Consider the following 26589-nt stretch of genomic DNA (forward strand, 5'->3'; position numbering starts at 1 on the left):
ATCGTCCACACGCACTGAGCGCCCTGATAATCCCTTGGTTCGACGGCTGCTGTTGCCCTAACATGCGCCAGATCGAACCAGGTAATTTCAGGTGTTTAAGCGATGGCCAACCCGTCCCGCATCCAGACCTATGGCATGCAACAGCGCAGCGACCGGATGGATTTCTACATCCGTGACAAGTCTGCTCGTCCCGCCCTGACATCACCCCATCGTCACGAATACTTCCAGATCCAGATCAATCTTGGCGGCGACACCGTGCAGCATATCGGCGGTGCCATCCGGCCGTTTCCGCGCAACACCCTCGCGTTTATCCTGCCGCACCGGCTGCACGTGATTCCGCACCCTGAAGACGGCAACTTCGTGCTGATCAATTTCTCTCAGGAATTTTTGCTGCATCACCTGCAATGCGATCCGATGGACCTGGAAGATGTCTCCCTCACCGAGGCACCGGAGCTGGCGCCGTTTCGCTTTCAGGAGCATCTGGATTTCATCCTCGAGGACGCCGAGTTCGCGCAGGTGACCGCGCTGCTGGAACGAATGCGCGAAGCGGACCAGACGCGGCAGCTCGGGTCAGGTTCTATTTTGCGGGGTTACCTGCTGCAACTGATCGGCACGGTCTGCAACCTGTTCGAGCCTCAGTTGCTGGGCTTGTCGGCCAACAAGGCCGAGCGAAGAGGGCGCCGCGATGCGATGGGCCGGGTGATGGAATACATCCGCGCGCACATCGCTGATCCGGCCATGACCCTGACCGACGCGGCAGCGGCAGCCTTCTTGTCGCCGAACTACCTGACGCACCTGCTGCGCAAGGAGACGGGCAGTACGTTCTCGGAACTGGTGCTGGAGCGGCGCATGCGCCTGGCGCGCACGCACCTGATGAACAGCCAGAAACCCTTGAGCCACATCGCCGAGATCTGCGGATTCGCCGATGAAGCGTACTTTTCCCGGCGTTTCCGCAAGGCCCATGGTGTCCCGCCGGGGCAATTCCGGCGGGAGCAGGCCGCCAAGCGTTAAACCAGGCCGGTCGTGTAATACACGCCAATCACGAAGAACGCCGCCAGCACCTTGAAGATCGTCATGCCGAAGATGTCCTTGTAGGCCTCGCGGTGGGTCAGGCCGGTGACGGCCAGCAACGTGATCACGGCGCCATTGTGCGGCAGGGTGTCCATGCCGCCCGCTGCCATCGACGCGACCCTGTGCATCACTTCCATCGGGATGTGCGCGGCATTCGCAGCGGCAATAAAGGTGTCGGACATGGCCGCCAGCGCGATGCTCATCCCGCCCGAAGACGAGCCGGTGATCCCCGCCAGGATATTGATCGTGATCGCCTGATTGATCAGCGGGTTGGGAATCGCCTTCAGCCCGTCGACCACCACCAGAAAACCTGGCAACGCAGCAATCACCGCGCCGAACCCGTATTCCGAGGCGGTGTTCAGCGTCGCCAGCATCGCCCCGCCCACGGCGGTCTTGCTGCCGTCGGCCAGTTTGCTGGCCACGGTGCGGAAGGAGAACACCAGCACCGTGATGATGCCCACCAGCAACGCGGCTTGTACCGCCCAGATGGCGGTCAGCTTGGCAACGTCGGTCTGAATCGGCGCTTTCAGCCCCGGCAGGTGAATGCCGTAGGAGCCGCCATACCAGCCCGGAATCCATTTCGTGAACAGCAGGTTCATCACCCCGACCAACACCAGCGGCAACAGGGCGATCAACGGGTTGGGCAACGCGATCTCTTCAGGCGTTTCCGGCTCGTTGCGCAGGTTCGTGCCGTAGCCTTCGCCAGCACGAGCGGCTTTGCGTCGCTGATGCTCCAGATACAGCATGCCGCACACCAACACGAACAGCGAACCCGTTAGGCCAAGCGACGGTGCGGCCCAGGAATTGGTGCCGAAGAAGGTGGTCGGGATGATGTTCTGGATCTGTGGCGTGCCTGGCATCGCGTCCATGGTGAAGGTGAACGCGCCCAGCGCGATGGTCGCGGGCATCAACCGTTTGGGGATATTGCCCTGACGGAACATCTCGGCGGCGAACGGATAGACCGCGAACACCACCACGAACAGCGAGACCCCGCCGTAGGTCAGCAAGGCGCAGACCAGCACGATGACCAGGATCACCTGACTGCTCCCCAGCAGGCCGATGACCGATTTGACGATGGAGCGCGAGAAACCCGACAGCTCGATCAACTTGCCGAACACCGCGCCCAGCAAAAACACCGGAAAGTACAGCTTGATGAAGCCGACCATCTTGTCCATGAACAGGTCGCTGAACACCGGCGCCACGGCGGTGGGGTCGGTCAGCAACACGGCACCCAGGGCGGCCAGTGGCGCGAAGATGATGACGCTGTAACCCCGGTACGCAGCCAGCATCAGAACGCACAACGCCAGAACGGCGATGACAACACTCATGAGGACATCCTTTCGAAGCGGTACGGCGAGCCATCGCTGGACCCGAATGGGGTTCGACGATGGCTCGCAGTCGGTTGATTGTTTTTATTGTCGGACGCGCGGTTTCCCGCCCGTCCTGTCCCGCAAAGAACGCGATTTCTTACTGGGCAGCGCCGGCGTACGGCACGTCCTTATGGCCATAGCGACGCACGCGGATGTTGGCTTGCTCGCCATGCCCGGCGAAGCCTTCCAGGGCGCACAGGCGCGAGCAGTACTCACCGATCATCGAGGAGGCTTCGTCGGTGGTGACCTTTTGATAGGTGCAGGTCTTGATGAATTTGCCGACCCACAGACCGCCGGTGTATCGCGCCGCTTTCTTGGTCGGCAGGGTGTGGTTGGTACCGATTACCTTGTCGCCGAACGAGACGTTGGTGCGCGGACCCAGGAACAGCGCGCCGAAGTTGCGCATGTGTTTGAGGAAGAAGTCCGGGTCCTGGGTCATGACCTGCACGTGCTCGAAGGCCAGTTCGTTGGCGATCTCGAGCATTTCTTGTTGATCGTCGGCAACGATCACTTCACCGAAGCTTTCCCATGCGCGGCGCGCGATGTCGGCAGTCGGCAGGATCTGCAGCAGGCGTTCGATTTCGGCCATGGTTTCGCGGGCCAGTTTTTCCGACGTGGTCAGGAGAATGGCCGGAGAGTCCGGGCCATGTTCGGCCTGACCCAGCAGGTCGGTGGCGCAGAGTTCGCCGTCAACGCTTTCATCGGCGATCACCAGTGTCTCGGTCGGCCCGGCGAACAGGTCGATGCCCACACGGCCGAACAACTGACGCTTGGCTTCGGCGACAAAAGCGTTGCCCGGGCCGACCAGCATGTCCACCTGAGCAATGGATTTGGTGCCCAGCGCCATCGCGCCGATCGCCTGGATGCCGCCCAGGCAATAGATTTCGTTGGCGCCGGCCATGTGTTGCGCGGCGACGATCGCCGGTGCCGGCTTGCCCAGGAATGGCGGGGCGCACGTGATGATGCGTGGAACGCCCGCGACCTTGGCGGTGATCACCGACATGTGCGCCGAGGCCAGCAGCGGATATTTGCCGCCAGGCACGTAGCAGCCCGCGGCGTTCACCGGGATGTGCTTGTGGCCCAGGATCACGCCCGGGAGGGTTTCCACTTCGACGTCGACCATGGAGTTGCGCTGATGCTGGGCGAAGTTGCGCACCTGGGTCTGGGCGAACTCGATGTCCTTGAGGTCGCGATCACTGAGCTGATTCATGCACGCCTGGATCTCGGCGTCGCTGAGGCGGTAGTCCTCACGGTCCATCTTGTCGAAGCGAATCGCCAGTTCACGAACGGCGGCATCGCCGCGCGCTTCGATGTCGGCCAACAGGTTTTCGACAGTGTCGCGCACTTCACGGGCAGCGGATTTGATGACTTCTGCTTCGGCGCCTTGTTTGAGCCACTTAGCCACGGTGTTCTCCTGGGAGGTTGTTTTTATTGGGTGATGGAGTTTTGCATACGTATGCAATAGCATCGATGGTAATGGATGATTCTCAGATTGCAAACCCCCTCGGCAGAAGTCGGGTGAATTTCATGTGCGGGCTGTGGGATAACCGATTGGCAGGTATGATCATTTTTTTTCGGCGGTTAAGGCGATATGTCAGAGAACATGGAGCGAGGGCGGCGTCCGGTCACGGCCCACGATGTGGCCCGGCTGGCGGGGGTTTCCCAGTCGGCGGTCTCACGCACGTTTACCAAGGGCGCCAGCGTTTCCCCCGACACCCGACGCAAGGTGGAGGAGGCTGCGGCCAGCCTCGGTTACCGGCCCAATCTGGTGGCGCGCTCGCTGATCACACGGCGCTCCAACCTGATCGGCGTGGCCATCCCCGGCATGGCCAACCCGTTTTATGCGCGGGTGCTGGAATCGCTCTCGGCGGCGTTCGAACAACTCGGCTACCGCATCCTGCTGTTCTCCATGGCCAATAACGAAGACTCCGACCCGGTGCTGGAAGAAATCCTGCGTTATCAGGTCGACGGTCTGGTCCTGGTATCCGCCAGTCTGTCTTCACGTTTTGCTGAAGAATGCCGAACCATCGGCTTGCCGGTTGTGTTGTTCAACCGCACCAACGGCAGCACCTCGGTGTCCAGCGTGACCAGCGACAACATCACCGGCAGCCGCACCATTGCACGCTTCCTGCTCGCAGGCGGGCACGAGCGCCTGGCGTTCATTGCCGGCAAGCAAAGCTCGTCCACCAACCGTGACCGCGAAGCGGGTTTCAACGGGTATCTGCAAGAGCACGGCAAGCCGCTGCCGCTGCGCGAGGTCGGGGATTACACCTTCGACGGGGCCATCACCGCGACCCGACGTTTGTTGGCGCAGGATGCACCGCCCGACGCGATTTTCTGTGCCAACGATCTGATGGCGCTGGCCGCGATCAACGTCTGCCACGAGCTGCGCATGCAACCGGGCAGGGATGTGTCCATCGTCGGCTTTGATGACTTGCCGCAAGGACAATGGCCGATCTTCGGGCTGACGACGTTTGAGCAGCCCTTGGCCGAAATGATCGGACGCGCGGTGAACATCATTTGTGCCCAACTGGCGGATCCCGGTACATCGGCTATCCAGGAAATCGTGCCGGGCAGAATGATCGTGCGCCAGACCGCAAGGCTGCCCGCGAGCGGGATTGTCGAGGTCGATGGCGAGCGTATCTGGCAGCCTTGATTCGATCCCGCGTCCCGCCTGGCCGCTCAGTCGATTGAGGTCAGGGTGAGGTTTCGGGTCAATTCGCTGAACAGTGCCGACACGCAGCGCAATGCCCGGCAATCCGGACGCGTCAGCAGCCACAGCGCGGTGTCGTAGCCTGCGAGCGGCTCGCCCAGTCGCCTGAGTTCGCCTTCGCGCAGCATGAAGTCGGGCAGCGCCGCGACACCCATCCCGGCGCGCACCAGTTGCGCAACCGCCAACATCGAGCTGCAGCGATAGGCCAGGTTCACCCGAGGCCATTGCTGGCGTCGCCAGGTGACGGTGGGATGGTCGGGAAGGAAGTCGTCCGGTGCAATCCAGTGCATGTGTTCAATTTCGAGCTGTCCGACGCGTCGCAGGTATTCCTCGCTGGCGCAGACGTGGTACGACACCGTGCCCAGGCGCGTGCCGACCAGATGCTCCGGCGGCGTGTTGGTCAGGCGCAGGGCGATGTCCGCGTCGCGGCGGCTCAGATTGGCGAAGGTGCTTGAGGTGTTCAGCTCCAGTTTCAGCCCCGGATAGTCCGGCATGAAACGGCGTAACGCGGGCAGCAGCAGGCTTTGCAGGACCGCCTCGGTACACGTCAGACGCACCGTCCCGCTAACGATCTGCTGGCCCTGCTCAAGACTGATCTGCGCCAGGGCCAATGCCTGTTCCGCACTTTCTGCCTGCTGAGAAAGGGCTATCGCTGCACTGGTGGGTTGATACCCGGCACGGCTTTTTTCAAACAGCGAGGTGCCGACCGACGCCTCCAGCCGACGCACCGAGCGAAACACCGTCGACACATCTACCTTGAGCTGTTCGGCGGCGCGCGCCAGCGTTCTGCCGCGCACCAGCGCGAGGATCAGGGCGAGGTCGGCGTAGTTGATTCGATATTGCACGGCTGCATTGATCACTTGCTTGAACGCCAATGTTGATTGCACGGCGACAAGCTTATAGTCCCGCCCGGACCTATCGCAAAGCGTTTCGATATCAGGGAGCAGGTATGAAGCAGAAGCACGACATCCGCATTGCGTTGGTGGGTGACTATGACGAGGGCGTACCCGCGCATCAGGCGATTCCGGTGGCGCTGGACAGGGTGGCAGGCGAGACCGGTATCGTGGTCGAGTTTCACTGGTTGCCGACGCCGGAGGTGGGTGAGGGGGCCGGGCTTCAAGCGTTCGACGGGATCTGGTGCGTCCCGGCCAGCCCCTATCGCGACATGAACGGCGCGCTGACGGCCATACGTTACGCCCGCGAAAACCAGGTGCCGTTTCTGGGCACGTGTGGCGGCTTTCAGCACGCGTTGCTGGAGTACGCGCGCAATTACCTCGGCTGGTCCGACGCCGAGCACGCCGAGACAGCGCCGGATTCGGCGAGGGCAATCATCACGCCGCTCAGTTGTTCGCTGGTCGAAGCGTTCGCGCCGATTCGTCTCTTGGCGGGTTCGCGGATAGCCGAGGCGTATGGCGCGTTGCACACCCAAGAGCGTTATCGCTGCCGTTATGGGCTGAGAAAGGAGCTCGAAGCAGAGGTATTTGCAGGGCCGCTGAAGGTCAGTGGATACGATGATGAAGATGAAGTGCGCGCGATGGAACTGCAGGGGCATCCGTTCTTCGTCGCCACCCTGTTTCAACCCGAGCGCGCGGCGTTGCAAGGTGACACACCGCCGCTGGTCCGGGCATTTGTGCAGGCGTGTGCCACGGCAAACTGAACAGGTCCGTGGCTGTTATTCCGCCTGAGGCACCACAGCGTCGGGAGTCTCGATGTGACGCGGCGTCGGCGCGGTGTCGACGCTGCGTACCAGCAACCAGGCCAGCAAGGACGCGGTCAGCGCGATGCCTGCTCCGACCCAGAGGATGGCCTGGTACCCGCTGCCGAAACTGTGCAACGCCAACCCGTGCAGGTCGATGCCGTTTGACGCTGCCATGGGGCCGCCCGACAGGTCGCCCGCTGCGATGCTGCGGGTCAAGGACACCGGGTCAATCGCGGAGTCGGCCGGCAAACCGCTCGCCAGCGTCGCCGACACCCGAGAAAACAGAATCGCCCCCAGCGCCGCAAACCCCACCACAATGCCGGTGAAACGCACCGTTCCTGAAATTCCCGAGGCCATCCCGGCACGTTCTGGCGGGATCACCGACATGCTCACCTTGGCGGTTTCGCCATTGAGGATGCCTGCGCCGATACCGGCGATCAGCAGGCCGGCCACCATCGAGGCGTAATCGAAACTCAACGCGTGGGCGCCCAGCCACAGCAGGCCGACGCCGATGGTCGCCAGGCCGAAGGTCAGCAACGCGCGGCCGCTGTAACGGTGGGTCAGGTAGCTGGCCACGATGCGTGGGACCACAAACAACGGCACCGCGATGGGCAGCATCAACAACCCGGCCTTTTGCGGGCTGAGCCCAAGACCGCTCTGAAAATAAATCGGCAGATACGTGAACATCGTCAGCAACGCCGAGGCGTAGGCCAGCCCCGCGATATTGGCGCCAATGTAAGTCGGGCGTCGGAAGAAACTCAGGTCGAGCATCGGACGTTGCTGCTTGAGTTCCACGACGAGAAACAGGGCGAACAGTACGGCGGAGCTGGCGAACTCGATGAGAATCTGCGGGCTGGTCCACCCTGCGTGGTTGCCGGTAATCAACGCCAGCGTGATCAGGAACAGGCTGCTGCAGAACGTGATCGAGCCCGGTAGATCGACGTTGCGCGCGTGGGGATCGCTGGATTCCTTCACGGCGTACAACGTCAGCGCAATCATGGCGACGCCGATCGGGCCGTTGATGTAAAACACCCATTGCCAGCCGAAGTGCTGCGTGATGAAGCCGCCCACGACAGGGCCCAGTGACGTGGCGATGCCGATCACCGAGCCCCAGAACGCAAAAGCCCGCGCCCGATGCGGACCGCGAAACGTGTGCGACAGGGTCGCCAGCGCCGAGCTCAGCAAGATCGCCGCACCGACGCCTTGCAGGGCTCGGGCGCCGTTAAGCAGTGCGACACTGCCCGCTGCACCACAGATCAGCGAGGCAAGGGTGAACACCGCCAGACCGATCACCAGCATGCGTTTGCGACCATAGCGGTCCGCGAGCGCGCCGGCCGGCATGACGCATGAGGCGAAAGTCAGTGTGTAGGCGCTGATCACCCATTCGATATCGGCGAAGTCGGCGTGCAAGGACTGCGCGATGGACGACAGAGAAACCGCAACAATGTTGGAGTCCAGGTTGATCATGAACGAGGGGATCGACACGCACAGCAGGATCAGAAATCGCTGCAAGCCTGCAGGAGAAACGTGTTCGGTGTTCATGGCTACGTCTCGAGGGTGAGCGGAAAATGAATTAGAGGTATATGCTCCTATTTCAATTTGTGGGTATATGCCAGTATCGGTCAAGGCTTATTTTCATCAATGGACCGCAGGCGCCGGACCGGCCTGCGCGCAACGTCCTCGGAGGAGGCAAGATGAGTAACGTGCACAACAAGGCAGCGACGGTCCCGGAAGGGCTGCACATTCCGCCGAGTGTGGTTTGTCACGCCACCCACCTGCGCAAGGCCACGCGCCGTATCACGCTGCTCTACGACGCGCTGCTCGCGCCTTCCGGGCTGCGCTCCACCCAGCGTTCGATCCTGATGCAGATCGCCCGCAGCCAGGTCACCAGCCTGTCGGAGCTGGCGGCGATCCTGGTCATCGACCGCTCAGCGCTGGCGCAGAACCTCAAACCCCTTGAACGCGAAGGCTGGTTGTCAGTCACCGTAGACCCCGCCGACAAACGCAGCCGACGCGTGAGCCTGACCCAGGCCGGCATGAACAAACTGCTCGAAACCCAACCCCTGTGGGAACAAGCCCAGGCCAGCTTCGAGAAAGGCTACGGCCATGAACAAGCCCTGGCATTGCGCAAGGCACTGATTGACGTTGCAGCGGGGGAATATGAAGGGGTGGATGAAGCGTGAAGTAAGAACTTTTGCTCAAGAATGCGGCACATACGCTACATCAACGCTGAATGCCGCCTCGCATTCGTCAGCAAGCTAACTCCCACAGGTTTTGTGTCGCACCCGTGACAGGCGTCCCGGCCCCAGATCGCGCAAAGCCGAAGGCGGAACGCTTCTGCCGTTAGGCAGAACCATAAATATCAGCATCACCAAAAATGGCGATACCCGATCAGTCAGCCGCAGCGACAGCCCTCACTGGAACCTCCCGAGCCGCCACCCGCCGCCCGCTTTGCAACACAAACACCCCACCCAGAATCGCCGCAATCGCCACGACATCCAACGCATGCACCGGCTCACCTGCCACGAAAATCCCGATCAACAGCGCAACCACCGGCGGAATGTACGTCGCAGAAGCCGCGACCACCGCACCGAGCCGTTCAACGATGAAGTAATAAAGAATGTACGCCACCCCGGTTCCCGACAGACCCAATCCAAGGGACACCCCGATCATCGCCTTCGGACTTTCGGTGATGTGCTGCATGCCGGTCTTGTCGGTGACCAACAACAGAATCAACAGCGCCAGACCGATCTGGTAGGTGCACAGCGCCACCGGCGAAATGTTCAGCCCGGTCAGGAAACGTTTGGCGTAGACGAATGAGCAACCGATGCTCAGCGAGCCAAGCATCATGTACATCACGCCCTGCACTGAAATCGCCGCATCACCGGTGGCCCAAGGCCGCGCGATCAACAGCACGCCGACAAAACCCAGCAGCACACCCATCGTCATGCGTGCATTCAGCTTCTCTTCACGCAAAAACAGAAACGCACAACCAAAGGTGAACAGCGGAATGACGCCGCTCAACAGACCCGCGACGCTCGACAGCAGCAGCGTGGTGCCTTGGGCATACAAGTAGTAATAAATCGCCGTAGCCAGCAGCGCCATGACCAGAAAGTGATGGATATAACGGACATGCCGCCAGCTCAACGCGCGGGTCGCCAGCGCATAGATCAGGATCGGCAGAAAGCCGAAGAACGAACGCAGCAGCACGATCTGCGCGGGAGAAATCCACTCCACCGCCCACTTCATGAACATGAAGTTGGTGCCCCAGATCAGCCCGAGGAGGGCGAAGGCAAAGTAGGCGATGTTTTTCATGGGGGGTCTTCAGCCGTATTAAGGGTGGGAGGGCGATTGTGCGTGGCGGCAGGATTCGTTACAAATCATCATCTCTGTGGAATGAAATAGAAAAACAACATCATGAAAACATCTCCGCCGCTTAAAGCCTTGCTCTGCTTCGATGCCGCCATGCGATTGAACAGTTTTTCTCTGGCGGCAGATGAACTGAACGTTACGCCCGGTGCCGTGGGACAACAGATCCGGAATCTGGAGCAATGGCTGGGCGTCGCCCTGTTCACACGGCAGATCCGACAGATTCAGCCCACGCCCGACGCTCAGGCGTACTGGTCGCAGATTCAGCCATCGCTTCTGCAGATCATTAATGCCAGTCATGCGTTGCGCGACCGCCATAACAACAATGTCTGGCTGAACATGCCGCCCAGTCTGGCCGCCAAATGGTTTGCGCGGCGCATGGCCGGGTTTCTGGAGCGCCATCCTGCGGTCGCGCTGCACCTGAGTTCGTCGACCACATTGGCCGATTTCAGCAGCGAGCGGGTCGATCTGGCGATCCGGCACTTCGACGGGCATGCGCCTGAGCTGGACGTTGAGTTGCTGCATCAGGACGACGCCCGCGTCTATTGCAGCCCCGCCTACGCCGAGCAGCACGGTTTGAACAGCCCGAGCGACCTGCGACGTGCGACCTTGCTGCACAACACCCTGCACCCGAACTGGCCAGAGTGGTTGCAGCGCTTTGCCGTAATCGACGAACAGGAAGGACGGGACATTCCCGGCATCCACTTTGACCAGTCATTGATGGCCATTGAAGCGGCGCGGCGGAATCAGGGCGTGGTCATCACCAGCGAATGGCTGACCCAGGAGGAAGTGGCGAGCGGGGCGCTGATTGAACCCTTCGAGCAGCGTCTGCCGCTGTCGAAGGGGTATTACCTGGTGCAGCCCAAACATTCGATTCTGCGCCCGACGGTTCGGGCGCTGAAGGTCTGGTTGATGGAGGAGGCGAGAGACGCGTCGAAGTGAACGGACGACCCTCGCTCTCAGCGTTTACGGCATGACCGGCGGGATGTACGCCAACGTGGTGCCCAGCGCCCACAGCAGGAACAGCACCAGTGGCGTGTGCACCAGCAACTGCACGAATGAGAAACCGATCAGGTCGCGCGCTTTCAGGCCCAGTACGCCCAGCAGCGGCAGCATGTAGAACGGGTTGATCAGGTTCGGCAGCGCCTCGGCGGCGTTGTAGATCTGCACCGCCCAGCCCAGGTGATATTTCAGGTCGTTGGCGACTTGCATCACGTACGGTGCTTCGATGATCCACTTGCCGCCACCGGAAGGAATGAAGAAGCCGAGGATCGCCGAGTACACGCCCATCAGCAGCGCGTAGGTGTCGTGGGAAGCGATGCTGGTGAAGAACAGCGAGATGTGGTGCGCGACGGTCTGCGCGTCACCGCCCTTGACCGTGGTCAGCAGCGCGGCAATCGAACCGTACAACGGGAACTGAATCAGCACGCCGGTGGTGGTCGGCACTGCGCGGGCCACTGCATCCAGGAAGCTGCGCGGACGCCAGTGCAGCAGCGCGCCGACCATGATGAACAGAAAGTTGTACGTGTTCAGGCCGGAAATCGCGGTGATCGCAGGTTTGGTGCTGAACTCGTTGAACAACCAGCCGGACGCCAGCACGACCATCAGGATGATCAGCAGCGGGCTGTATTCCAGCCATTCGCCTGGACGGGTGCGCGGCGGCAGCGGCGGCAGGCTGAACGCTGGATCGACGCCGCATTCCTTGGCGTCACGGGCGTTGGCCGGACCCGGCGCGGTGGCGTAGGCGACGATGATCGAAATCACCACCAGGGCCAGCAGCATCACCCCGGATTGCCACAGGAAGATGGTCTGGGTGAACGGGATCATCCCGGTGATCGCCAGGATGGATGGCGGCAGGCTGGCCGGGTTGGCTTGCAGCTGTGCAGCCGACGACGACAGACCCAGCGCCCACACCGCGCCCAGACCCAGATAAGCGGCGGCACCGGCCGCGCGATAGTCCATCTTCAAGTCCGTGCGACGTGCCAGAGCACGTACCAGCAGACCGCCGAACACCAGCGACAGGCCCCAGTTCAGCAATGAAGCAACCATGGAGATCAGGGCGACCCAGGCCACGGCTGAGCGGCCGTTTTTCGGGATGCGCGCCAGACGGTCGATCAGTTTGACCGCAGGCGGCGAACTGGCGACGACATAGCCGCCGATGACCACGAAGGCCATTTGCATGGTGAAGGGGATCAGGCTCCAGAAACCGTCGCCAAAGGCCTTGGCGGTGTCGGCGGGTTTAGCGCCGATGACCAGCGTTGCGAGGGTGACGATGACCACGGCAAGGGCGGCGAACACCCACGAGTCAGGGAACCAGCGTTCTGCCCATTTGGCGCAGCGCAGGGCAAATCGGGCGGAGCGGCTTTCTTCAATATCGGCGGCCACGTTGTTTTACCTCTTGGAGTTATTGTTCGGGTGCTATTTGAAATAGCTGTTTTTAGTGTTGGCAGTGATGCAAAAAAGGTTCGGCGCTAGATACAGCAAAGCCCCTTCATGACTGAAGAGGCAGAATGGCACAACGGTGTGACGCGGGTGTATCAAGAGCGTAGTGGAGGACGCGGACCCTGTAGGAGCGCGCTTGCCCGCGAAGCGATCGTTCAGACACTGCGTGGGTGTATGGACGGGCGCTGATCGCGGGCAAGCGCGCTCCTACAGGGGAACGCGACAGCTCAGGTCTCTTAGAACTTCATCTCGACCACATCGTCCGGCACGATCAGTTTGCCGGCGGTCTTGGCGATGATTTCTTCGACGGTCACGCCCGGTGCGGTTTCGCGCAGGATAAAGGCGCCGTCCTGGATTTCCAGGTAGGCCAGGTCGGTCAGGACTTTCTTGATGCAGCCGGCACCGGTCAGCGGCAGGCTGCAGCGCGACAACAACTTGGATTCCCCGTCCTTGGACGCGTGGGTCATGGTGACGATGATGTTGTCGGCACCCGCGACCAGGTCCATCGCGCCGCCCATGCCTTTCACCAGTTTGCCGGGAATCATCCACGACGCGATGTTGCCCTCGACGTCGACTTCGAACGCGCCCAGCACCGTCAGGTCGACATGGCCGCCACGGATCATGGCGAAGGACTCGGCGGAGGAGAAGATCGACGCGCCTTTGCGCGCGGTCACGGTTTGTTTGCCGGCGTTGATCATGTCGGCGTCGATGGTCGCTTCGGTCGGAAACTCACCCATGCCGAGCAGGCCGTTTTCCGATTGCAGCATCACGTCGATGCCGTCGGGTACGTAGTTGGCGACGAGGGTCGGAATGCCGATACCCAGGTTCACGTAGAAACCGTCTTGCAGTTCGCGGGCAACGCGCTGTGCCATTTGTTCGCGGGAGAGTGCCATGATCGTGGGTCTCTTTTATTGTGTCCGGCAGGCTCGAGGATCGTCTGCGGAATAATCAGTGGAGGGTGTCGAGTCGACTCGGCGCGTCAGGATTTCTTGATCGTGCGCTGCTCAATGCGTTTCTCGAACGTGCCCAGGATCACGCGATCCACGTAGATGCCAGGGGTATGGATCTCGGTCGGCAGCAAAACGCCCGGCTCGACGATTTCCTCGACTTCCACCACGGTGATCTTGCCTGCGGTGGCGACGACCGGGTTGAAGTTCTGCGCGGTATGGCGATAGACCACGTTGCCGAAGTGGTCGGCTTTCCAGCCTTTGACGATCGCGAAGTCGCCGGTGATGGCCTCCTCCAGGATCACATTGCGGCCATTGAACTGGCGGGTTTCCTTGCCTTCGGCCACCGGTGTGCCGTAGCCGGTAGCGGTGTAGAACGCGGGAATGCCAGCACCGCCTGCGCGCAGTTTTTCAGCGAGGGTGCCTTGCGGGGTGAGTTCGACTTCGAGTTCGCCGCTCAGCAACTGGCGTTCGAACAGGGCGTTTTCGCCAACATAAGAAGAGATCATCTTGCGGATCTGGCGGTCTTCGAGCAGGACGCCCAGACCGAAACCGTCGACGCCGCAGTTGTTGGAAACCACTGTCAGGCCTTTCACGCCCATGCGCTTGATCTGCGCGATGAGGTTTTCCGGGATACCGCACAGACCGAAACCACCGGCCAGAACAGTCATGTTGTCAGTCAGCCCGGCAAGGGCTTCTTCGTACGTTGCCACTCGTTTGTCGAGTCCAGCCATGATGATGCGACCCCGCTTCGTTGTAGTTGTGTCTGACAATCGGGCTGTCAGAGAGCGTTGGCTGCATCTTCTCTCTGCACCAATGATTTGTTAATTTTGTTTTTTTCATAGATTGATAAGAAAACCAAATATATGAACGTGAAGCAGCTTCGGGCGTTTCTGGCGGTGGCGCAATGTTTGAGTTTTGCTCAGGCCGGAGAGCGGCTGCACCTGTCCCAGCCCGCACTGAGCCTCACCATCAAGGCGCTGGAAGATGATCTGGGTGGGCAGTTGCTGGCACGCACCACACGCAATGTGAGCCTGACCCCGGAAGGCGAGGCGCTGCTGCCGCTGGCCCGGCAACTGCTCGCCGACTGGGACAACGCCGAAGAGCTGTTGCGTCAGCGCTTCACGCTGCAAATGGGCAAGGTCTCGGTCGCTGCGATGCCGTCGTTCGCGGGCAACCTGCTGCCCATCGCGCTCAAGGTATTCCGCGAGCGCTATCCACGGGTCAACGTGGCGGTGCATGACGTGATCAACGAACAGGTGCTGGAAATGGTCGATCACCGTCGGGTCGAACTCGGCATCGGGTTTGAGCCCGAGTCGAGCAATAACCTGACCTTTACGTCGTTCTACATGGACCGGTTTGTCGCGGTCGTGCCGATGGATTCACCGCTGGCCGGACGTGCGCAAGTGACCTGGGACGAACTGCTGCACCATGACTTCATAACTCTGCAGCGGCCGTCGGCCGTGCGTCTTTTGCTTGAGCAGGACCTGCAGACCCAGCACGGCAAGCTGTCGGTTGCTTTCGAAAGCCATCAGTTGTCGACGGTTGGGCGCATGGTCGCCAATGGGTTGGGCGTGAGCGCCGTGCCGTCGTTGTGCATTCAGCAGATGGAAGAACTGGGCGCACAGTGCGTGCCGTTGGAAGGCCCGAGGATCGAGCGCCGAATCGGTTTGATGACCCTGGCCGATCACAAGTTGTCGGCCGCGGCGCAGGCGTTGCGGGATGTGTTGATCGAGTGCGCGCAGACACATGTTAGCTAGGCAAAGTGAGCATTCATTTAGATGAATGGATGAATGACAGGTCGTTTCGGCCACTTTCTGCGAAAAAATCGCTGCGACGTCTTGCCGCATCCGGTATCGTTTGGCCATCTGAAACAAATTGTTTCAGATCGCCTTTCAATAAGAATCGAACGATAAGGGGTTGCGCTTGGATTTGTCGTCTGCTGCTTGGGTGTTTCATGACACTCGCCTGATCATCTGCTGCCTGATCGCCATTGCCACGATTATCGTGCTGATCAGTGCCACCAAACTCCCACCGTTTCTCTCGATTCTGGTGGGCACTTTCATCGCAGGGATAGGCGCGGGGTTGCCAGCGGAGGCCGTTGCAAAAGCGTTCAGCAAAGGCGCGGGCGGGATTCTGGGAGAGGCCGGGATCATTATCGCGCTGGGTGCGATGCTGGGCGCGTTGATGGCCGAATCGGGGGCGGCAGATCGTATTGCGTCCACCTTGCTCAAGTTGGGCAAAGGCAAGACGCTGCCGTGGGTGATGGCGTTGGTGGCGATGGTCATCGGCCTGCCGCTGTTCTTCGAAGTGGGCCTAGTGATGATGGTGCCGATCATCTTCGTCATGGCGCGCCAGTCCAACCAGCCGCTACTCAAGATCGCCATTCCGGCACTGGCGGGCATGACGACCTTGCACGCCCTGATGCCTCCGCATCCGGGGCCGCTGATCGCGGTCAGCGCATTGCACGCCGACCTGGGCCTGACCATGTTGCTGGGTTTCTGCATTGCGGTGCCGGCGGTGATTCTGGCGGGCCCACTGTATGGCAACTGGTTGTCCAAGCGTCTTCACGTTAAAGAACCGGCCGAACTGGGCGAGTTGTTTTCGGCCAAACCTAACGTCGCGCGTCAGCCTGGGTTCGGCATTTCGCTGTTGATCATCCTGCTGCCGGTGATCCTGATGCTCGGCAGTACGCTGGCCAAGATTGCCCTGGAACCTGAGAGCAGCCTTGCACTGACGCTGAAATTCCTCGGCGAGCCGTTGGTGGCGTTGGGCATTGCAGTCTTGGCGGCGACGGTTTGTCTGGGCTGGGCCAACGGGATCTCCCGCGAGCATGTGGGCGGCACGCTGCGCAAAAGCCTGGCGCCGATTGCCGTGCTGTTGCTGACGATTGGCGCGGGTGGCGGCCTCAAGCAGACCCTGCTGGACGCCGGTGTCAGCCAGACCATCAGTAAAGTGGCCGAAGGCGCGCACATGCCTTACCTGCTGCTGGCGTGGCTGATCGCCGTGGCATTACGTCAGGCGACGGGCTCCGCGACCGTGGCGACCACCACCACCGCAGGCATTCTCGCGCCGATGATGGCCGGCCTTGCGCCGATTGAAGCGTCGCTGGTGGCGCTGGTGATCGGTGCGGGCTCGGTGTTCTTCTGCCACGTCAACGACGCGGGCTTCTGGATGGTTCGCGAGTACTTCGGCCTGCAACTCAAACAGACGATCTGGGTCTGGTCGGTGCTGCAGACCATTGTCTCGGTGGTGGGACTGATCGGCACGCTGTTGTTGTGGCATTGGTTGGTTTAACAGGTTCCGATCTTCACAACGATCCTCTGTGGGAGCTGCTGGAGGTTGCGACGGTGGCGAAGGCGGTTAATGCGGTCTTTCTGACGTACCGCATTCGCCACCGTCGTAACCTCCGGCAGCTCCCACAAGTCACGCGTCTTCTGCCCGATGCCGATAAGGCAGCTCCCACAGGTCACGCGTCTTCTGCTCCATGCCGATAAGGCAGGTGACGCAGGCAGACCGCGTCGACGTAGCCAATACCGACTATCAAGACGACTGATTTCTGCTCGAACGGGCCGGCGCGTAGCCTTGGCTCATTCCCGAAACGAGCCGAATGGAGTCTCTCATGAACCGTCTTCTTGCCCTTGCCATGCTGCTTTCCGTCGCTGTCCTGTCTGGCTGTGCCGCTGGCAATCATCCTGAACTGCGTCCCTACACCGCCGAAGAAACTCACCAGCTGGCCCTTGAAGACTTGAACCGTCGCGGCTTGTCCTACGACGACTATCAGGCTCGCAAAAACGAGCTGATGGCTCAGCCACAGATGCAGCAAGCCCACGAGTTCGATAACCGTGGAGAAGTCAACGCTCAGGTCAGCGCGCCGTCCAAAGCCCGCCAAGGCTGAGACCTCTGCTTCAAGGTTGTAACAGTTTCCTGAGGTTCGCGATTTACCTGAAACTGTATGGTTAAAAGTCAGCGTGTCTGTCTATGTGTTTCCGACGATGCTTTCGATAGCGTGGTCGTCAGAAATCAAGACACTCCTGGACCCGCATCATGCTGACTGCCGACCTGCTGCTCGCTTTCATTCTGTTCGCTTTCGTTTCATCGATCACGCCCGGCCCGAACAACACCATGCTGTTGTCTTCAGGCGTGAATTTCGGTTTCAACCGCACCATCCCCCACATGCTCGGCATCAGCTGCGGTTTCGCGCTGATGGTGCTGGCGGTCGGCTTTGGATTGGGCGCGGTGTTCAAGGCCTATCCGATTCTGTACACCGTGCTGCGATACGCAGGCGCGGCGTATTTGCTGTACCTGGCGTACAAGATCGCCACTTCCGGTCCCGCCAAGGACAGTGAACAAAGCAATGCGCGGCCTATGAGTTACCTCGGCGCGGCGGCGTTTCAATGGGTCAACCCCAAGGCGTGGGTGATGGCGATCGGCGCGATCAGCACCTACACGCCCATGAATGGCTACTTCACGAATGTCGCGATCATTGCCTTGGTGTTTGGCATCGTCAATTTGCCCGCCGTGAGCCTGTGGGCGGGGTTTGGCAGCCTGCTTCGCAACGTGTTGCGCGATCCGCTGTGGTTGCGGGTGTTCAACGGGGTGATGGCGGCATTGCTGGTGTTGTCGCTTTATCCGTTGCTGGAACATTGATCGCATCGGCTTCTGACCGAGCGAGCTGTGGCTCAGACCGCAATCTTCTGTGGGAGCGAATTCATTCGCGATTGGCTGGCAGGATCAACACCTCTCTTTTGCATGAGCCATCTTTCGCGAATGAATTCGCTCCCGCGGTTGATCTGCATTCGGCGGGGATGATTGTTGTGAAGGGCGATCACAACGCCAGCTTCAAATGCCCACCCGCTTCCTTGTGCCGCGCATTCGTGCGGTGTTGCAGCCCCAGATGAAAATGCTCCAGCCCGTCTTGCAGGCGCTGGGTCAGCAACTCGTCCAGTTCGCCACCGAGGTCGTTGTCGCCGTAGCTGATCTGGCTGTCGATGGCGAAGACGCCGTGCAGCACTTCCTGGCATTTGAGCGCGGACAGCACCGGCTTCAAGGCGTAGTCCACGGCCAGCATATGCGCAATGCTGCCGCCGGTGGCCAGCGGCAACACGACTTTGCCGTGCAGCGAGCGCTCGGGCAGCAGGTCCAGCAGGGTTTTCAGTGCGCCCGAAAACGAGGCCTTGTACACCGGCGTGCCGATCAACAGACCGTCGGCTTTGGCCACGGCGTCAATGAAGGCAATGACTTCGGGGCTGTCGAACCGGGCGTAAAGAAGGTCTTCGGCATTGAAGTCCTGGATGCGTACGGCTTTTACGTTCACGCCGTGATCGGCCAGCCATTGCGCTGCGTGTTTGAGCACCACACCGGAGCGGGAACGGGTGGAGGGGCTGCCTGAGATTGAAACTACCAACATGTCGTAGGTCCTTGGGGTCGGTCACCCGAGGTGCCGCATGGCACCGTGCAGGTCGCGGTCATCGCGATGGGGATGGGCGGATAGACCCTTTGGGAGGTTCAAAGCAGCATGCGTGCCAGCCTCGGTGATGTGCCTGGACGACAGTGAAACCGGGGGCTTGAGGGTTTTCAGGGGGAATACGTTTGGGGAAGGGATTGATTCTGGAGGGGGTAACTGTTGATTGGCTGTTGCTGGGGAAACACTTGGATGTTCAGGGTTCAGGGTTCAGGGTTCAGGGTTCAGGGTTCAGGGGGCAGGGGGCAGGGTCATGGCTGGTGTCAGGGTGGGCATTGGGTTTTGGGTGCATATCCGTTATTGAGAGTGGCGCTGATTACGGTTCCGCTCTTACAGCGGGTCACTTTTGGCAAACGCCCCAAAAGTAACCAAAAGGTCTTGCTCCTGGCTTGGCTTCTCCTTCGTCGAAGTACCTTAACTTCGGCGACGCTCCGTGGGCCCGCCGCCATCGGCCATCCATGGCCGGGGGCGGCTCTCGCGGCATCCATGCCGCTCGGCCCACTCCGCGCCACCTGCGTTCAGCCTGCACCCAAGTCGCGTTTGGCGGTGTCTGGACTTTCGCGTAAAAGAGCAACGCGTTGGAGCTAACTCTCTTGGCTTTTTGATGCGTGCATCAATCGTCTGGACCCTACCCCGAACTGTAGGAGCGTGGCTTGTCCCGCGATCTACCGCGCAGCGGTAGCAAATCCAGGTGACTCGATTCTGCCTGACACCCCGCATGCACTGGTCTTGCTGCCGGTTCCCGGCAGATCGCGGGACAAGCCACGCTCCTACAGGTATCGCGCAGCCCTGATATTTCTGCTCCTGCTGTTGATTTTGCTCTTCGACATCAATGGTCCAAACACCACAAAACGCGACTTGGGTGCAGGCCAAACGCAGACGACGCGCAGTGGGTCGAGCGGCATGGATTCCGCGAGAGCGCCGTCAGGACATGGATGTCCGTTCGGCGCGGGCCCACGGAGCGTCGTCGGAGTGCGGGTACCCGACGGATTCGGGCCAAGCCAGGAGCCAGGACACTTGGTGACTTGGTGTCTTTTCAAGTAACCCGCCGAAGGCGGAACGCTTCTGCCGTTAGGCAGAACCAAAAATCTCAGCGCCACCCCGAATAACAGATATGCCCCCAATCCCAAAGCCCTCAACCCAACCCCACCAACCCCAAAAAAAGCCCAAAAAAAATCCCCGCAGTCGGCCTCTGCGGGGATTTTTGGCTTTCGTCTTGCGCTTAACCGACAATCTGAAACGTGCCGCTCGAAGCAGCCATCAGTTCCGGAACATCGCACCTGTCTGGATGATGTTGTTCGAACCCAGCAACTGGCTCACATAACGGCTCCAACGGGTAATGTTCGCAGGCCCCACGAACACCACATCCTGCGCCGCCAGCTCGAAACCCTTGGCCAGCGCATACGCGGTCGGCTTCTTCGCGTTCAAGTGATACACGGTGGCCGCATGCGTCGCATCCTGCGCACGAATCACATACACCGCCTCACCGTCGGCAGCATCCGGGCTCAAGCCACCGGACGTACCCAGCGCCTCCAGCAGCGTCACGCTGGTGGTGCTGAACGAGATCACCTGTGGACGCTGAACCTCGCCCAACACGTAAATCTTGTTCTTCGAGTTGCTGTTCAAGTGCAGGTAGTCGCCGTCCTTCAGGTAGATCTTGCTCAGTTGTGAGTCCTTACGGTTGAGCGAGTCAACGTCGATCACGTAATCCTTGCCGTCGCGACGCAGCGTCAAGCCAGCAAGGTTGGCGTCGGTCAGGTCAACACCGGCCTGGCTGATGGCCTGAACCAGGCTCAGTGGAATGTTGGTGACCGGCTGCGGGCCAGGGGTTTTGAACGCACCCGACAGCAACACGCGCTGACTGTTGTAACGCAGCACTTTGACGTCGACCTTCACCTCGGTGTACTGCGGCGCGAGGCCCATGCGCAGTTGTTCGCGAATCTGGGAAACGGTCTTGCCACCGGCCTGGATGCGGCCGACGTAGGGGAAGAAAACGGTGCCGTCGTGCAGCACTTCCCGGGTGTTCGCGTCCAGTTGATCCTGGGAACCCGGCGCGGTCAGTTCAGGGTGTTCGAACACCGTGACCAGCAAGGTATCGCCTGGGCCGACGATGTATTCAGGCGTCTTGTAATTCAACAGTTCAGGAGGCAATGGCTTGGCCATCGCCGCCGCCGATTTCTGCTGCTGGGCCAGGGTGGTCGGGGTGATATTGACGAGGGTGACCGCGGGACCGTCCGGGTCTTTATCGGTTACATCATCGAGGGACATGTATTGACCAGGGGCGAATGCGCAGCCTTGCAAAACCAGACTGGAAAGCAGCACTACCGCTAACGTTACTTTCATATGAATGTTCCTTCTAATCCTAAAAGGTGCGTACTGGCACCGCAGTGATTTCGTTGCATCCCTTACTTACACCGAACTTCGGATCACAATCGTTCAAACACTCAAGCACCTCCCGCCGAGCTTAGTAGCCATCGGCCATCTTTGTTGTTATTGGCAGACATTCTTTTTTTTAACGAGCGTTTAGAAGGCGTTCTTGTTGACGAAGCCTTTGAAGAGCGTCAGCAGGATGATTTTCATGTCCAGCCAGACCGACCAGTGCTCGATGTACTGCAGGTCGAATTCCACGCGTTTCTGCATCTTGTCCAGCGTGTCGGTCTCGCCGCGCCAGCCGTTGATCTGTGCCCAACCGGTGATGCCCGGCTTGACCTTGTGCCGCAACATGTAGCCCGACACCTGTTTGCGGTATTGCTCGTTGTGCGCCACGGCGTGGGGACGCGGGCCGACGATGGACATGTCGCCACGCAGCACGTTGAAGAACTGCGGCAGCTCATCCAGCGAGGTGCGGCGCAGGAACGCGCCCAGTGGCGTGATGCGGCTGTCGTTGCGGGTGGCCTGGGTCACCACCGCGCCGTTTTCCTGCACGCTCATGCTGCGGAATTTCCAGACCATGATCGGACGGCCGTCCAGGCCGTAACGGCGTTGGCGAAACAGCACCGGGCCCGGCGAAGTGAACTTGATCGCCAAGGCAATCAGCATCAAGGGCAGGGCGATCATCGTCAGGATCACGCTCGACAGCACGATGTCTTCCACGCGCTTGACCATGCTCCAGGCGCCATCCATGGGCGAGTCGAAAATGCTGATGCTCGGCAACCCGTTGATGCTCTCGCTACGGGCGTGCAGCAACTCGAACATGAACACGTCGGGAATCACATAGACCGAAGCGGTGGTGTCGCTCAAGCCTTTGATCAATTCCTGAAGGCGCGCTTGCGCGCCCAGAGTCAGGGTGATGTAGACCTTGTCGATCTTGCCGTCGCGGGCGTCCTGGATCAGTGCGTCCAGATCGCCCAGCACTGGAATGCGCCGGCCGATGCGCGCCAGGTCCATTTGCTCGGGTGACTCGTCATAAAAGCCCAGCAGGTTCAGGCCCATCCAGGGCGCGCGTTCGATGGACAACGCCAGGCGTTCGCCGCAGTGACCCGTGCCGACGATCGCCACGCGCCGGGTGTTGAACCCATGGCTTCGCAGTGTGTGCAGCAGGCTGCGAATCGCCAGGCGATAGCCACACAAGGCGACCAGTACGGCGGCAAACCAGGCCATCTGGCTGTTGTCCGCCAAGTGGTCGGGCTGCAACAACATGTAGTCCACGAACAGCAGCAGGACGAATGCCAGTCCCCAATAGTTGGCGACTTTCAGCAGTTCACGCAGGATGCGTTCGCCGCGCCATGAGCCGTACAACTGGTGGTATTCGGCCAGCCAGTGAAAAGCCACGGCGGCCAGCAGAATCTGCATCCAGGTTTCGGTGCTCATCGGCGTGCCGGTGAACAGGTTGATGCTGTAGCCGCCCAGAGTGATGACCGCCAGGTCCAGCAAACGGTGGGCGACGGACAACGTCGATTGATGAGCATGCAAGATGCCGCGAAGTGGTGTGCTCATATTCTGTGCTCGCTCAGACGGATTTGATCGGAACAACGCGGGCGGATACATCGTTGGCAAGTAACGCGGGCGCGACCAGCGTCGGAGGTATCTGAGTCGCGCGGAACTGCATGGACAGACGGGCCTGACGCGAGGCGCTCAAGCGCAGCTCGACGAATTGCCGCATTTCCTGCTCGAAGCGCGCTTCGCTGAAACGCTCGGCGTTGGCGCGGCAGGCTTGCGCGGTAATGCGGTCAGCTGACGCTTCGAACGTCTCTATTGCCGCGATCAGCGACGGGACGCTCTGCTCCTGATAGAACACCCCGGTCGGTTGCGGGTGATCCAGGCCGCAAACCGTTTCCAGCACGCCGCCCTTGCCGAAGGCGATGACCGGTGTGCCGCACGCCTGGGCTTCCACCGGGCTGATGCCGAAGTCTTCTTCAGCGGCAAACACAAACGCTTTGGCATTGCGCATGTGTTCCTGCAACACCGCGAACGGTTGATAACCGAGCAGGGTGACGTTCGGCGCGTTGGCGGCAATGGCCTTGGCCTTTTCCATTTCCGGGCCGTCACCGACCATGACCAGGCGCTTGTCCGGCATCGCGGCGAACGCTTCGACGATCATCGGCATGCGCTTGTAGGGGACCATGCGCGAGGCGGTGAAGTAGTAGTCCTGCTTTTCTTCCTGGATCGAGAAGCCGCGGGTGTCGACCGGCGGATAAATCACGGTGGATTCGCGGCGATAGGACTTGGTGATGCGCGCGCCGATGAAGTGCGAATTGGCGATGAAATCGTCCACGCCCGCAGCAGTGCGCTGATCCCACATACGCATGTAGTGCAGGATCATCCGCGCCACTTTGCCCTTGAGGCCGGCATTCAAGTTGGCTTCTTTCAGATACTGGTGCTGCAGGTCCCAGGCGTAGCGAATGGGCGAGTGCACGTAGCTGATGTGCAGTTGGTCCGGACCGCACAGCACGCCCTTGGCGACGGCGTGGCTGCTGCTGATGATCAGGTCGTAGCCGGACAGGTCGAGTTGCTCGATCGCCATCGGCATCAACGGCAGATAGCGCTGGTATTTGGTTTTGGCTTTAGGCAGGCGCTGGATGAACGTCGTGGTGGCGACCTTGCCGCCCAATTGGGCGCGGTCCTGGTCGCTGAGAAAGTCGATGACGGAGAACAGATCCGCCTCCGGCCAGATTTTAATCAACGATGCCAAAACCCTTTCGGCACCGGCATACGTCACCAGCCAGTCGTGGACGATTGCGATTTTCATTGGAATTCTCTGCAGTAACGGCTTACAGAAATCCGGCACGTCGAGCGAAGCTCGCGAGGATTTCCCCAAAGCGTTGATATTTGCGCAGGCTCTACTTCAGACGCTTAACGGTTGCGTCTTGGCTTTGCGATTATTGAGGCGTTTTCCAAGCTGGATAAAAGGCGATTCGATGAACTGAAAACACAGATGAGCGGCACCCAGCGTCAACAGCGTGGCGAACAGCGCGATGATCAGCGCCGAAGCCCCGGTGCGTGCCAGTACGAACTCGGCCAGCATCCCCATCGTCGGGTGCAACAGGTACAGCGAGTAGCTCACCGCGCCCAACCACACCAAGGCTGGATGGTCCAGGCGCACGCTGCGGGTCAGCAGCAGAAAACTGCTGATCGCCACGGCGTAGGTGAAGCAGTAACGGCCCCAGGTTTCCCCGGTGCCCATGTCCTGGTGATACGCCATGATCAGCGTCGGTGGCAGCAGCACCACAAAGGCAATCAACAGCATCTTGAGGTTACGTGTCAGTTCCGGGCTGTGTTCGGCCAGCAACCATTGACGCCACACCGAACCGAAGAACATCAGTGACAGCGCCAGCGGCAAGGCCACGGGCAGCTTGCGTTCGGTCAGGGCGCGAACCACGCCCATCGCCAGCGCCATCAGCAGAAAGGCCAGCGAGCAGCGCGCGCGAAACGTCTGGTCGTACAGTTTGCCGCCGATGAACAGCGCCAGGCACAGTCCGTAGAACACCAGCTCGATGAACAGCGTCCAGTACAGTCCGATCACATCGTCGAACCCCAGTGCCGCTTGCACCATCGTCAGGTTGGCGATGACCTGTTTGAGCGGCGGCAGCGGTGCGCCGGTCAGGCCCAGCATCACCACGAACAGCAGCAGCGAGACCCAGTACGCCGGATACAACCGCATGAAGCGCGAAATCAGAAAGCGCCGCGCTCCGTCGGGCACTGGCTTGAGGCTGTAAGGAATCACCACGCCGCTGATCATGAAAAACCACAGCACGCCGAGCTTGCCGGGGTCGATCAGGGCGTCGAAAACCCAGACATGACCGATGACCGGCAAGAACAGGTGGGTGAACACCACCATCAACGCTGCGATGCCACGCAGCGCGTCGAGATAGGCCAGACGTTTCATGGGCATGCCTCAAAGCTTACTGGAGGATTCACGACGCAGCGCGTCGTTGCCGGTGCTGGCGCGACGATCCCTGGACTGATTCAGCAACGTGTCGATGCGTTGCGAGACACGGCGTGCCGATTCGTCCCAGGAAAAGCGCGCCACGTTGTTCAGGCCGCGCCGACGCAATGACTGGCGCAGCGGCAGATCCGTGAGAATTCGTTCCATGGCCGAGGCCATGTGCGTGATGTCCATCGGGTCGAAATACAGGGCGCTGGCCTGCAGCACTTCGGGAATCGACGCCGCGTTGGCCGCCAGCACCGGGCAACCACAGGCCTGCGCTTCCAGCGGCGGGATGCCGAATCCTTCGTACAGCGAAGGAAACACGAACGCCGTAGCGCCCTGGTATTGGGCGATCAGTTCGTCATCGTTCAACCGGCCGAGAAAGCGAATGCGCCGGTCACGGCTGGCCAGGCGTTGCAGGTTGTCATCGGCGAACACGTCACTGGCGCCACCGACGATGTGCAACTCCAGGTCATCGTGATCGCGCAGCATCAGGAACGCCTGGATCATCCGGCTGAAGTTTTTGTGCGCGCTGGGCGAAGACACGGCCAGCAGGTATTCCGGTTGATCCTTGAGCGGCGGCCCCGGCTGAAAGGCCCCGCTCACGGCGTTGGGCACCACGAAGATCTTCTTTTCCGGGTAGTTGTAGAACTGCGATATCTCCCCCTTCGAGAAATTGCTGACGGTCAGCAGCGCCTTGATCCGCGACAGCATGATCGGTGTCATGGTCCGGTACAGCAGGCGAAACATCCGGGTGTAGCTTTCCGGGTGACGCACATAGGTGACGTCGTGGTGGGTAGCGATCTGGTTGCCGTATAACAGCGGCGCCGTGCTGCACAATGAAATCAGCAGCGGGCTGCCCTGGCGTTTCAAATACAGCGGTAGATCCAGCTGTTCCCACAGGTGGCCGCTGTTGCGACCGATGCACTGCACGTCCAGTGCCTTGGCGCTGTCGTGCATCTTGATGCCATGAGGGGCGACGAAGACGACGTCGTCGCGTTGTTGCTTGAGCGCCAGACAGGTCTGTTCTGCGAAGCGTTGAACGCCGCGCAACTCCTGAGTGAGAAAGCGTGCATTGATCACAATCATGGTGGGCGACCTGTTGAAGAGGTAAATGAGTCATACGCGGCACAAAGGTCCGGGAGCG

23 protein-coding genes are annotated in these 26589 nt (G+C 60.5%); 9 read left to right on the forward strand and 14 right to left on the reverse strand.

The genetic code is table 11. The features are described from left to right. The first annotated feature begins 102 nt into the window (after nucleotides 1-102). Entirely contained in the window at nucleotides 103-1011 is a 909-nt protein-coding gene (locus ABDX87_RS22115) for a helix-turn-helix transcriptional regulator (protein ID WP_346829781.1), read from the forward strand. Here the strand turns inward: ABDX87_RS22115 and ABDX87_RS22120 are convergent. Next, on the reverse strand, nucleotides 1008-2399 hold the full coding sequence (locus ABDX87_RS22120) for a GntP family permease (RefSeq protein ID WP_346829782.1): 1392 nt from the start codon (nucleotides 2397-2399) through the stop codon (nucleotides 1008-1010). The two genes, ABDX87_RS22115 and ABDX87_RS22120, sit on opposite strands and share 4 nt — an antisense overlap. A gap of 139 nt (nucleotides 2400-2538) precedes the next feature. Further along, on the reverse strand, nucleotides 2539-3846 hold the full coding sequence (gene hisD / locus ABDX87_RS22125) for a histidinol dehydrogenase (protein WP_346829783.1): 1308 nt from the start codon (nucleotides 3844-3846) through the stop codon (nucleotides 2539-2541). 186 nt (nucleotides 3847-4032) lie between these two features. On the opposite strand from hisD, the gene ABDX87_RS22130 reads away from it, so the two are divergent. Next, entirely contained in the window at nucleotides 4033-5097 is a 1065-nt protein-coding gene (locus ABDX87_RS22130) for a LacI family DNA-binding transcriptional regulator (RefSeq protein ID WP_346829784.1), read from the forward strand. Between the two features lie 26 nt (nucleotides 5098-5123). Here ABDX87_RS22130 and ABDX87_RS22135 read toward each other — a convergent pair whose 3' ends face one another. Next, on the reverse strand, nucleotides 5124-6041 hold the full coding sequence (locus ABDX87_RS22135) for a LysR family transcriptional regulator (protein WP_346829785.1): 918 nt from the start codon (nucleotides 6039-6041) through the stop codon (nucleotides 5124-5126). Between the two features lie 62 nt (nucleotides 6042-6103). Between ABDX87_RS22135 and ABDX87_RS22140 the strand changes: the two genes are divergently transcribed. Further along, nucleotides 6104-6811 carry a CTP synthase C-terminal region-related (seleno)protein gene (locus ABDX87_RS22140; RefSeq protein WP_346829786.1) on the forward strand — a complete coding sequence of 236 codons (708 nt, stop codon included), beginning with the start codon at nucleotides 6104-6106 and terminating at the stop codon, nucleotides 6809-6811. A gap of 15 nt (nucleotides 6812-6826) precedes the next feature. Here the strand turns inward: ABDX87_RS22140 and ABDX87_RS22145 are convergent, their stop codons facing one another. After that, a complete protein-coding gene (locus tag ABDX87_RS22145; RefSeq protein ID WP_346829787.1) occupies nucleotides 6827-8395 on the reverse strand; it encodes an MFS transporter in 1569 nt (522 codons plus the stop codon). Nucleotides 8396-8547: 152 nt separating this feature from the next. Between ABDX87_RS22145 and ABDX87_RS22150 the strand changes: the two genes are divergently transcribed. Beyond that, complete coding sequence (locus ABDX87_RS22150; RefSeq protein WP_346829788.1) at nucleotides 8548-9036, forward strand: MarR family winged helix-turn-helix transcriptional regulator; 489 nt, start codon at nucleotides 8548-8550, stop codon at nucleotides 9034-9036. Between the two features lie 208 nt (nucleotides 9037-9244). Here the strand turns inward: ABDX87_RS22150 and ABDX87_RS22155 are convergent, their stop codons facing one another. Continuing rightward, nucleotides 9245-10168 carry a DMT family transporter gene (locus ABDX87_RS22155; RefSeq protein WP_346829789.1) on the reverse strand — a complete coding sequence of 308 codons (924 nt, stop codon included), beginning with the start codon at nucleotides 10166-10168 and terminating at the stop codon, nucleotides 9245-9247. Between the two features lie 102 nt (nucleotides 10169-10270). Here ABDX87_RS22155 and ABDX87_RS22160 point away from each other — a divergent pair, with 102 nt between their 5' ends. Further along, on the forward strand, nucleotides 10271-11164 hold the full coding sequence (locus tag ABDX87_RS22160; protein ID WP_346829790.1) for a LysR substrate-binding domain-containing protein: 894 nt from the start codon (nucleotides 10271-10273) through the stop codon (nucleotides 11162-11164). A gap of 24 nt (nucleotides 11165-11188) precedes the next feature. On the opposite strand, the gene ABDX87_RS22165 is transcribed toward ABDX87_RS22160, so the two are convergent. From ABDX87_RS22165 to ABDX87_RS22175, 3 genes are all read right to left on the reverse strand, one after another. Beyond that, on the reverse strand, nucleotides 11189-12607 hold the full coding sequence (locus tag ABDX87_RS22165) for a short-chain fatty acid transporter (protein ID WP_074758478.1): 1419 nt from the start codon (nucleotides 12605-12607) through the stop codon (nucleotides 11189-11191). A 293-nt stretch (nucleotides 12608-12900) separates the two neighbouring features. After that, on the reverse strand, nucleotides 12901-13557 hold the full coding sequence (locus tag ABDX87_RS22170) for a CoA transferase subunit B (protein WP_346829791.1): 657 nt from the start codon (nucleotides 13555-13557) through the stop codon (nucleotides 12901-12903). 86 nt (nucleotides 13558-13643) lie between these two features. Beyond that, nucleotides 13644-14345: a CoA transferase subunit A gene (locus ABDX87_RS22175; protein ID WP_062390523.1), complete on the reverse strand. Its 702-nt coding sequence runs from the start codon at nucleotides 14343-14345 to the stop codon at nucleotides 13644-13646. Between the two features lie 132 nt (nucleotides 14346-14477). Here ABDX87_RS22175 and ABDX87_RS22180 point away from each other — a divergent pair, with 132 nt between their 5' ends. From ABDX87_RS22180 to ABDX87_RS22195, 4 genes are all read left to right on the forward strand, one after another. Next, nucleotides 14478-15371, forward strand: coding sequence for a LysR family transcriptional regulator (locus ABDX87_RS22180; protein ID WP_346829792.1), 894 nt, complete (start codon nucleotides 14478-14480; stop codon nucleotides 15369-15371). Nucleotides 15372-15537: 166 nt separating this feature from the next. Beyond that, nucleotides 15538-16908 (forward strand): gluconate:H+ symporter, encoded by a 1371-nt coding sequence (locus tag ABDX87_RS22185; protein ID WP_346829793.1) that lies wholly within the window; start codon nucleotides 15538-15540, stop codon nucleotides 16906-16908. A 325-nt stretch (nucleotides 16909-17233) separates the two neighbouring features. Next, complete coding sequence (locus ABDX87_RS22190) at nucleotides 17234-17509, forward strand: hypothetical protein (RefSeq protein WP_346829794.1); 276 nt, start codon at nucleotides 17234-17236, stop codon at nucleotides 17507-17509. Between the two features lie 146 nt (nucleotides 17510-17655). Beyond that, on the forward strand, nucleotides 17656-18261 hold the full coding sequence (locus ABDX87_RS22195) for a LysE family translocator (RefSeq protein ID WP_346833591.1): 606 nt from the start codon (nucleotides 17656-17658) through the stop codon (nucleotides 18259-18261). Between the two features lie 178 nt (nucleotides 18262-18439). Here ABDX87_RS22195 and ssuE read toward each other — a convergent pair whose 3' ends face one another. From ssuE to ABDX87_RS22225, 6 genes are all read right to left on the reverse strand, one after another. Next, the gene (ssuE, locus tag ABDX87_RS22200) at nucleotides 18440-19021 is read right to left on the reverse strand and encodes an NADPH-dependent FMN reductase (RefSeq protein WP_346829795.1); all 582 of its coding nucleotides are present in this window, start codon (nucleotides 19019-19021) and stop codon (nucleotides 18440-18442) included. Between the two features lie 1314 nt (nucleotides 19022-20335). Next, nucleotides 20336-21418: a polysaccharide biosynthesis/export family protein gene (locus ABDX87_RS22205; protein ID WP_346829796.1), complete on the reverse strand. Its 1083-nt coding sequence runs from the start codon at nucleotides 21416-21418 to the stop codon at nucleotides 20336-20338. A gap of 180 nt (nucleotides 21419-21598) precedes the next feature. Continuing rightward, complete coding sequence (locus tag ABDX87_RS22210) at nucleotides 21599-23011, reverse strand: undecaprenyl-phosphate glucose phosphotransferase (protein WP_346829797.1); 1413 nt, start codon at nucleotides 23009-23011, stop codon at nucleotides 21599-21601. A gap of 13 nt (nucleotides 23012-23024) precedes the next feature. Then, on the reverse strand, nucleotides 23025-24263 hold the full coding sequence (locus tag ABDX87_RS22215) for a glycosyltransferase family 4 protein (protein WP_346829798.1): 1239 nt from the start codon (nucleotides 24261-24263) through the stop codon (nucleotides 23025-23027). Between the two features lie 96 nt (nucleotides 24264-24359). Then, nucleotides 24360-25400, reverse strand: coding sequence for an acyltransferase family protein (locus ABDX87_RS22220; RefSeq protein WP_346829799.1), 1041 nt, complete (start codon nucleotides 25398-25400; stop codon nucleotides 24360-24362). Between the two features lie 9 nt (nucleotides 25401-25409). After that, entirely contained in the window at nucleotides 25410-26531 is a 1122-nt protein-coding gene (locus tag ABDX87_RS22225; RefSeq protein WP_346829800.1) for a glycosyltransferase family 4 protein, read from the reverse strand. Nucleotides 26532-26589: the final 58 nt, after the last annotated feature.

The sequence above is a fragment of the Pseudomonas abietaniphila genome (assembly GCF_039697315.1).
Lineage (GTDB): Bacteria > Pseudomonadota > Gammaproteobacteria > Pseudomonadales > Pseudomonadaceae > Aquipseudomonas > Aquipseudomonas abietaniphila_B.

Coding starts and splice junctions, on each gene's coding strand:
- ABDX87_RS22115 (WP_346829781.1), top strand. CDS start 103: ATGGCCAACCCGTCCCGCATCCAGACCTATGGCATGCAACAGCGCAGC.
- ABDX87_RS22120 (WP_346829782.1), bottom strand. CDS start 2,399: ATGAGTGTTGTCATCGCCGTTCTGGCGTTGTGCGTTCTGATGCTGGCT.
- ABDX87_RS22130 (WP_346829784.1), top strand. CDS start 4,033: ATGTCAGAGAACATGGAGCGAGGGCGGCGTCCGGTCACGGCCCACGAT.
- ABDX87_RS22140 (WP_346829786.1), top strand. CDS start 6,104: ATGAAGCAGAAGCACGACATCCGCATTGCGTTGGTGGGTGACTATGAC.
- ABDX87_RS22145 (WP_346829787.1), bottom strand. CDS start 8,395: ATGAACACCGAACACGTTTCTCCTGCAGGCTTGCAGCGATTTCTGATC.
- ABDX87_RS22150 (WP_346829788.1), top strand. CDS start 8,548: ATGAGTAACGTGCACAACAAGGCAGCGACGGTCCCGGAAGGGCTGCAC.
- ABDX87_RS22155 (WP_346829789.1), bottom strand. CDS start 10,168: ATGAAAAACATCGCCTACTTTGCCTTCGCCCTCCTCGGGCTGATCTGG.
- ABDX87_RS22160 (WP_346829790.1), top strand. CDS start 10,271: ATGAAAACATCTCCGCCGCTTAAAGCCTTGCTCTGCTTCGATGCCGCC.
- ABDX87_RS22170 (WP_346829791.1), bottom strand. CDS start 13,557: ATGGCACTCTCCCGCGAACAAATGGCACAGCGCGTTGCCCGCGAACTG.
- ABDX87_RS22175 (WP_062390523.1), bottom strand. CDS start 14,345: ATGGCTGGACTCGACAAACGAGTGGCAACGTACGAAGAAGCCCTTGCC.
- ABDX87_RS22180 (WP_346829792.1), top strand. CDS start 14,478: ATGAACGTGAAGCAGCTTCGGGCGTTTCTGGCGGTGGCGCAATGTTTG.
- ABDX87_RS22190 (WP_346829794.1), top strand. CDS start 17,234: ATGAACCGTCTTCTTGCCCTTGCCATGCTGCTTTCCGTCGCTGTCCTG.
- ssuE (WP_346829795.1), bottom strand. CDS start 19,021: ATGTTGGTAGTTTCAATCTCAGGCAGCCCCTCCACCCGTTCCCGCTCC.
- ABDX87_RS22205 (WP_346829796.1), bottom strand. CDS start 21,418: ATGAAAGTAACGTTAGCGGTAGTGCTGCTTTCCAGTCTGGTTTTGCAA.
- ABDX87_RS22210 (WP_346829797.1), bottom strand. CDS start 23,011: ATGAGCACACCACTTCGCGGCATCTTGCATGCTCATCAATCGACGTTG.
- ABDX87_RS22215 (WP_346829798.1), bottom strand. CDS start 24,263: ATGAAAATCGCAATCGTCCACGACTGGCTGGTGACGTATGCCGGTGCC.
- ABDX87_RS22220 (WP_346829799.1), bottom strand. CDS start 25,400: ATGAAACGTCTGGCCTATCTCGACGCGCTGCGTGGCATCGCAGCGTTG.
- ABDX87_RS22225 (WP_346829800.1), bottom strand. CDS start 26,531: ATGATTGTGATCAATGCACGCTTTCTCACTCAGGAGTTGCGCGGCGTT.